The sequence below is a fragment of the Nitratireductor alexandrii genome, from assembly GCF_004000215.1.
Taxonomy (GTDB): Bacteria; Pseudomonadota; Alphaproteobacteria; order Rhizobiales; family Rhizobiaceae; genus Mangrovimarina; species Mangrovimarina alexandrii.
The window spans coordinates 1-1,174 of sequence record NZ_RBVY01000034.1 but is presented as its reverse complement, the minus strand read 5'-3'; the positions used below and the strand labels follow the sequence as shown (position 1 = coordinate 1,174).

Sequence of the window (1,174 nt, the reverse complement as noted above, 5' to 3'; positions counted from 1 at the left end):
TGACCTGAGCCCTGACGTCCCTCCAGTTGTTTGGAGAGTCCTGGGTTTCATTTCTGGCCTTATGCGGCCTGCATTTCCAGCCTGATTTTCGTGGCGAACTCGGCCGGCGGGACGTTGCCGAGAGCTGAGTGTGGTCTGTGGTTGTTGTAATCCTCCCTCCAGTTGGCGATGGCGGTCCGGGCTTCGGCAAGTGACGAGAACAGCGTCTCGTTCAGCAGTTCATCGCGAAAGCGGCCGTTGAAGCTCTCGACAAAGGCATTTTGCGTGGGCTTGCCCGGGGCGATGTAGTGCCATTCGATGCCGGTTTCCTGGCACCATTTGAGTATGGCCATACTGGTCAGCTCGGTGCCGTTGTCGCTGACGATCGTGTTCGGCCGGCCGCGACGGGCGATGACCGGATCGAGTTCGCGAACCACGCGCCGGCCGGAAAGCGAGGTGTCTGCAATCAGCGTCAGGCATTCGCGGGTGAAGTCGTCGACAACGGCCAGCACACGGAAGCGGCGGCCGTCGGTGAAGGCGTCGCTGAGAAAGTCCAGGCTCCAGCGTTCATTCGCCTGTTCCGGCACAAGCATGGGGCGGCGCGTTCCCAGGGCCCGCTTGCGACCGCTGCGCTTACGGACCTGCAGCTTCTCTTCCTGGTAAAGGCGTCTGAGCTTCTTCAGGTTCATCGCGATCCCCTGTCGTTGCAGCATCACGTGAATGCGCCGATAGCCGAAGCGCCGGCGCTCCGCGGCGACCTGCTTCATTGCAGCTCTCACCGCCGCATCGTCCGGACGCACGCTGCGATAACGCACGCTCGACCGGTCGACCGCGAGCACATCACACGCCCGACGCTGGCTCACACCGTGCACTGCGCACAGGTGAGCCACCGCATCCCGCCTGGCATCGGGCATCACCATTTTTTTGTGGCGACATCCTTCAGCATAGCGTTGTCGAGCATCGCTTCGGCCAGCAACCGCTTCAGCTTGGCATTCTCGTCTTCCAGAGCCTTCAGCCGCCGGGCGTCCGACACCTCCATGCCGCCGAACTTGGCTTTGTATTTGTAGAAGGTCGCTTCCGAGATGCCGTGCTTGCGGCAAACATCGGCGGTCTTCACCCCCGATTCCTGCTCCTTCAGGATCGCTATGATCTGCTCTTCCGTGAACCGTGAACGCTTCATTCGTCCGTCTCCGTG

1 protein-coding gene is annotated in these 1,174 nt (G+C 61.5%); it reads right to left on the bottom strand.

The features are described 5' to 3' along the window. Positions 1-59: 59 nt before the first annotated feature. Positions 60-1,159, bottom strand: a protein-coding gene (locus EP380_RS23395) for an IS3 family transposase (protein WP_127601232.1) whose coding sequence is annotated in 2 segments (ribosomal slippage) — positions 60-907 and positions 907-1,159 — 1,101 coding nt in all. Because the reading frame shifts where the segments join, the coding sequence is not laid out codon by codon here. Positions 1,160-1,174 lie beyond the last annotated feature (15 nt).